6 protein-coding genes and 1 pseudogene are annotated in these 6,266 nt (G+C 25.7%); 2 read left to right on the top strand and 5 right to left on the bottom strand.

Annotated features, from left to right (window positions below; translation table 11 throughout):
• Both J7G74_RS14515 and J7G74_RS14510 read left to right on the top strand, forming a co-directional pair.
• A pseudogene (locus J7G74_RS14515) lies at nt 1–310 on the top strand (ImmA/IrrE family metallo-endopeptidase); the annotation flags it as partial.
• Nucleotides 297–1,457 (top strand): tyrosine-type recombinase/integrase, encoded by a 1,161-nt coding sequence (locus J7G74_RS14510; RefSeq protein WP_297136634.1) that lies wholly within the window; start codon nt 297–299, stop codon nt 1,455–1,457. The pseudogene J7G74_RS14515 and the gene J7G74_RS14510, both read left to right, overlap by 14 nt.
• 193 nt (nt 1,458–1,650) lie before the next feature.
• Here the strand turns inward: J7G74_RS14510 and J7G74_RS14505 are convergent, their stop codons facing one another.
• From J7G74_RS14505 to J7G74_RS14485, 5 genes are all read right to left on the bottom strand, one after another.
• Nucleotides 1,651–2,388, bottom strand: a complete 738-nt coding sequence (locus J7G74_RS14505) for a SufD family Fe-S cluster assembly protein (protein ID WP_297136632.1) — start codon at nt 2,386–2,388, stop codon at nt 1,651–1,653.
• On the bottom strand, nt 2,369–3,127 hold the full coding sequence (locus J7G74_RS14500; RefSeq protein WP_297136630.1) for an ABC transporter ATP-binding protein: 759 nt from the start codon (nt 3,125–3,127) through the stop codon (nt 2,369–2,371). The genes J7G74_RS14505 and J7G74_RS14500 overlap by 20 nt, the downstream gene beginning before the upstream one ends.
• 31 nt (nt 3,128–3,158) lie before the next feature.
• The gene (locus J7G74_RS14495; protein ID WP_297136629.1) at nt 3,159–4,181 is read right to left on the bottom strand and encodes a threonine aldolase family protein; all 1,023 of its coding nucleotides are present in this window, start codon (nt 4,179–4,181) and stop codon (nt 3,159–3,161) included.
• Nucleotides 4,182–4,644: 463 nt separating this feature from the next.
• Complete coding sequence (gene ymfI / locus J7G74_RS14490; protein WP_297136627.1) at nt 4,645–5,388, bottom strand: elongation factor P 5-aminopentanone reductase; 744 nt, start codon at nt 5,386–5,388, stop codon at nt 4,645–4,647.
• A gap of 156 nt (nt 5,389–5,544) precedes the next feature.
• Nucleotides 5,545–6,156, bottom strand: a complete 612-nt coding sequence (locus J7G74_RS14485) for a class I SAM-dependent methyltransferase (RefSeq protein ID WP_297136626.1) — start codon at nt 6,154–6,156, stop codon at nt 5,545–5,547.
• Nucleotides 6,157–6,266 lie beyond the last annotated feature (110 nt).

Genomic DNA, 6,266 nt, shown 5'->3' with positions numbered 1-6,266 from the left:
TTACTTCACAACTATAGGTAATACATTAGAAAATAAAAATTACAGAGAAAGATTATATAATAATAAATTTGAAAATAAAGCAGATAAATGGGCTTGTGAGTTTCTTGTAACAGAAGAGGAAATAATTTGTGCTTTAAATAAAAATATAACTAATATATATGATATGGCTGAGTATTTAGATATTTCTTTGAATATCCTAAAAAAAAGATTAGAATATTTATCACTTCAAAAACAAAGTATAAAAGTAAGTAATAATAAACATCTAATACTTACTAAGCTTCCAAATATATATATTTATGAGAGTTTTTAAGAAAGTGAGTGATACAATGTTAGATAATTATGAAATTAAAAGTACATTTATAAGAAAAAGAAGTGAAAACTATAATGTCTATATAGAGTATATTGATGAAAACGGAAAATCAAAGCAAAAAAGTATAGGGAAATATAAAACAAAAAAAGAAGCAGAAAGGCATTTAATTGATTTAAAGAGTTCTATAAATAACAATAAATTTATAATTAATAAGAACATAAGCTTAGTTGATAGATGTTATAAGTTTTTAGAAGATAATAAAAATAATTTATCTCCATATACAATAAAAAAAAGAGAAAGTATTATAAGAGCTTCTATAGAACCTTTCTTTAAAGATATTTTATTGAAAGATGTTACAATATATCAATTACAAAAATGGGTTAATCTTATATATAAAGAACACGGAGGAAGCAGTGCTGAATCTAGATATGCTATTTTAAGAGTAACACTAAGGGAAGCATATAGATTTAAAGAAATCCCTGAAAACTTAACAGACTTTATAAAAGTACCTAAGAAAAATGTAAAAGTACAAGCTTCTAGCTGGAGTAAAGAAGAAGCACTAAAAGCTATGGAATATGTCGATGGAAAAGTGCTAGAGTTACCTCTTTTACTTATGATGTTAGCTGGATTAAGAAAAGGTGAAGCGATGGCTTTAAGTTGGGATGATGTAGATTTTAATAAAGGAACTCTATCTATAAATAAGAGTGTTTATGAAATTGATGGAGAATCTTATTTCAAAGAACCTAAAACGAAAAGATCTAAAAGAGTAATATCTATACCATCTTATTTATTAAAAAAACTAGAAAATGAAAAACAGAGACAAGAAAAATTACACAGTGAAGGAGTTCTCTATAACACTTATAATTTAGTATGTTTAAATACAAAATTAGAAATGTGGAAAATGATTACCTTATATTACCAATTTGATAGGTTTTGTAAGAAATATAATTTAAGAAGAATAAGAATGTACGATTTAAGGCATAGCTTTGCAACTTTATCTATTGCTGCTAATACAGATATTAAAACTGTAAGCTCAAGATTAGGTCACTCTGATATAAGAACAACATTAAATATATACACTCATACTTTAGAAGAAATGGATAAAAATGCTACTTCTAATTTAGAAAGCTTACTATCATTAAAATAAAAGAAAAGGATTTTTCTCCTTTTCTTTTATTTTAATAGTGTCAGTTTGTTGTCAGTATATTGTCAGCGGAAGTTTAAAAAACTAATTGTCAGTATATTGTCAGTAAAGAATATATCCTAAAAATTGGTAATTTGCAGCTGAATACGTTGGAAATACAGTGTTGTTATGTAGTATAAATTGGTAAAAAGGTTATTTATGCACATTGAATATGAGCTTTACAATTATTATTTCCAACTGCTATAGGATGAAATACTTGAACAGAGTTGTCTTTAGCAATAGAGCGAGAAATTATTTGTAAGACAGAGTTCTCACCATTTAAATTACATATTATATTTGAGTGAGCACTTTGGCTATCATGGGTCATTAACTTTTCATTTATTATAAGCTTTGCTCCTTTATTTAAATTAACTTCTGTTTGTCTTTTAGTAGAGTTAACACCTTTAATTTGTGTCATATCCATTTCACAATAAGAATTTTCTTCCATATTTACTATAGTAGTAGGGTTTAAAATACGTTCACCTATACCGTTTCCTTCACCATAATGTTTTTCACTATATTTTATTTTTGAATTTTTTCCTATATAAAATGTATGAATACCATCATGTTGACTATTATTGTCTCCATCATTATGTATACCACATCCAGCAACTATTGTTACATTAGAATTTTCTCCAATATAAAAATCATTATATACTAAATCATTCACACCAGCTTCTGTTATAACAACAGGTATATACACTGTTTCATTATTTGTATTAGGTTTTATTGTTATGTTTATACCTGGTTTATCTTCTTTTGGTGTAATTATGATATTATCACTAGATCTTCTTTCTACACCACAACCATTACTGCGAAGATTAAAAGCACCCTCTTCCTCTCCTGTTATATCTGCAATAGTTTTTAATAAGTTTTTAATCATTATATTGCTCATGAGTAAGTGCAACCTCCTTCATTTGGCATAAACAGTCTTTCATTCCACTTTGTAATAAAGGTAAAATTTCATTTTTTTGTCCTAATTTTTTTATTTTTCCATCTGCAATTATCATAAGATTATCTGCTAATTCAATTATTCTCTCTTGATGAGAAATTATGACTATACTTTGTTCATTGTAACTTTTAAAATTATTAAACATATCTACAAGCATGGAAAAACTCCATAAATCTATACCTGCTTCTGGCTCATCATATATAGAAACTTTTGGATTTCTAGCCATTAAAGAAGCGATTTCTATTCTTTTTAATTCTCCTCCAGAAAGTGAGTTATCCACATCCCTTTTTAAATACTCTCTTGAACATAAACCTACTTTAGATAAATATTCACAACACTTTTCTTCTGATAAATTTTCCCCAGATGCTAGATGTAATAATTTTTCAACCGTTACACCTTTGAACCTAGGAGGTTGCTGGAAAGCATATCCTATACCAAGTTTAGCCCTTTCAGTAATACTTAGATTAGTTATGTCTTCTCCATCAAAAATAATTTTACCACCAGTTGGTTTTTCAATTCCCATTATTATTTTTGCTAAAGTTGACTTACCTCCACCATTTGGACCAGTTATTACTAAAATTTTTCCATTTTCTATTTCAAAGCTTATATTATCTAGTATTGTTATTTCTTCTGAGTTGTCTAAAGCTTTTACTTTAAAAGATATATTCTTTAGTTCAAGCATTTTAAACTTCCTTTCTTAAATTGAATAGTAATTAAATTTGTTTTAAATCTTCTATGAATGATATTACTTTATTTTTATCAGTAGCCCATGAAGTTACAAGCCTAATTATAGTATGGTTTTCATCATACTCTTCCCAAGTATTAAATGTATATTTATCTCTTAACTTTTCTATTGATTTATTAGGAAGTATAGGAAAAATTTGATTAGTAGGTGATTTAATTAATAATTTATAACCTTGATTAATCAACTCATCTTGTATAAGCGAAGCCATATCATTGGCATGTTTAGCTAAATCAAAAAATAGATCATCTTTGAATAACTCTATAAATTGTATACCTAATAGTCTTCCCTTTGCAAGAAGAGCACCCTTTTGTTTTATATTATATCTGAAGTCTTCTTTTAAATTATCATTACATATAATTAATGCTTCACCAAATAGTGCCCCATTTTTTGTACCTCCTATATAAAATGCATCACATAAATTTACTAAATCACTTAGTAATAAATCATTTTCTTTACTTGTAATAGCAGAGCCCATTCTAGCTCCATCTATAAATAATATTAAATTATTTTCTTTACAAAAACTGTATAAATCACTTAGTTCTTTTTTATTATAAATTGTTCCTATTTCGGTTGAATTGGAAATATAAACTAATTTAGGTTTAACCATATGTTCATCATTATGAATTTTTAATATATTTTTAATCATTTCTTTATTAAGCTTTCCATCATTACTGTTTACAGTAATGACTTTATGGCCGCAGGCTTCTATTGCTCCAGTTTCATGAACTGCAATATGTCCTGTATTAGCAGCGATAGCAGCTTCATGTTGTCTCAGAAATGATGATATACATATTAGGTTGACTTGTGTACCCCCTGGTATAAAATGAATATCTATATCATCATTTTTCAATACATTTTTTAGTATATCCTTTGCTTTTTCACAGTATTCATCTAATCCATAACCTGAACTTTGTTTTAAATTGCTCTCCATTAGTGCATTAAGTATATTTTCGTGAGCCCCTTCACTATAATCATTTGTAAAACTATACATATTTTACCTCCAATATTTAAATACTCCTTACATTTAATATTATACATAAAATGTAAATCAATCTACACTATATTTTATATACACAGTTCATAACACTATATAATAAAATAATTTTGTATAAAATTTTAAATTAAGTGCCCTTAATATATATTTAATTATTTAAAGAAGCTAAAATTAAGTTAAGATGGTATATTATCTAGATTTGATTTTAACTAATGATATTAGCCAAGTTATTGTTATATAATAAAAAGATGAACTATTATCAGTTCACCTTGAGTTTTAAAAATTATACTTATGTATTAACCATCTTTATCATGAATAGATTAAGAAGGTGAATTAATTTTTTGTTTACATTTTATAACTACAAAATGTAGTTTTGAAGATTACTAGCCAAAGGCACATAAGAATTTTATAATATCTTTTCTTTTGTAGATGAAGTTTAAATTAATCATAAATAACTTGACTAATATATTACAAAACCTCCATTGGAACTTATTACTTGACCTGTAATAAAGTCACCCCCATCTTGTGCTAAAAATAAAGCACATTTTGCAATATCTATTGGTTTGCCTATTCTCATAAGAGGTGTATCATATTTTAACATATCTATAGTATCATCATCTATATCTTTTATCATATCTGTTTCTATAACACCTGGTGCAATAGCATTCACTTGTATATTTGATGGACCAAGTTCTTTAGCTAAAGCTTTTGTCATTCCTATTAAAGCTGCCTTAGAAGCTGAATAATGAACTTCATTTGAAGCTCCTACTATTCCCCATATAGACGATATATTTATGATTTTTCCTTGTAACTCGGGAATCATATATTGTAAAGCCTTTTTTGTCACATAAAAAACTGAATTTAAGTTAACATTCATTACTTCATGCCATTCTTCATAGCTTATATCTGTAAATAAATTAAATTTACTTATTCCCGCATTATTTATTAATACATCAATTCTTTCGAATTGGCCTATTGTATAGTTTACTAATGAATTAGCTTCTTGAGGATTTGAGATATCTGCTTTGAAAATTCTAACACTCAAGTTTTCATTATTTAATTCTTCTAATAGATCTTGAGCTTCTTTTTCTGATTTATTATAGTTAATCACTACATTATAATTATTTTTAGCGAATAACTTAGCTACTTCTCTACCAATACCTCTAGATGCGCCTGTTATTAATGCTGTTTTTTTAGTATTCATATTTTACCTCATTTTTAATATATTTTAATTTTGTTAGTTTGATTTATCTTTCATAATATATAACTTTCAAAACTAATGATAATATGCAAATTACATATGAAATAATACTTAATAAATATTTTAATGTTATTACTCTCATTTGTGGTATTAATATAATTAATAGTAATGTAAAGAATAAATCACAAATTTTTCTTTGTCATCTTTACAATATAAATCCTTTAATAATATTTCTTCATGCATCATAAAAGGTGTCTTATAATCTAAAAAATCTAAGTAATCTTGAGATGGATAGTACATGATGATATCCATATTCCTAGGATTTTTTTCATAAGATTCTAATATATTATCTATAACTTTAGAAAATATTTGAATTGAAAAAGGATTAAAGAAATAAAATTTATTTTCTAAGCTTTTAATTTTGTAATTTTGTGCCTTGGTACAGATAAAATTTATTTTATCTAGACATTTCTTATTTTTTTTTCCATAATTAATTTTATTGTATAATGCTTCTTTATAGTATCTTTCATTTACTTCTATACCTGTAACATTAGACTTGAAATAGTAATTAATAAAAAATAGTAATCTTCCCATACCACATCCAAAGTCAACTACATAATCATTTTCTAAAAGTTGATAATTTTTAAATAGTTCTTCTAGTGCAATGTACAGTGTAGGTTCATATGGATGGTTATGTATAGATGTTATTTTCCAGTTTTGGTTTCCTATAGTATTAATATTAAATAGTTTATCATAGTATTTTTCTTTCATTTTGACTCCATTGCTTTTTATTTAATATTATATCATATTAATATCAATAATATTTTAATTTATTATTAAATTCTACTAGGAAGTATTCTCATTACAATTTCTTAATTTTC

The organism is Terrisporobacter sp. (assembly GCF_017888745.1).
Taxonomy (GTDB): Bacteria; Bacillota; Clostridia; order Peptostreptococcales; family Peptostreptococcaceae; genus Terrisporobacter.
Note: the sequence above shows the minus strand (reverse complement) of the source record. Positions and strands in the feature narration are given on the sequence as shown.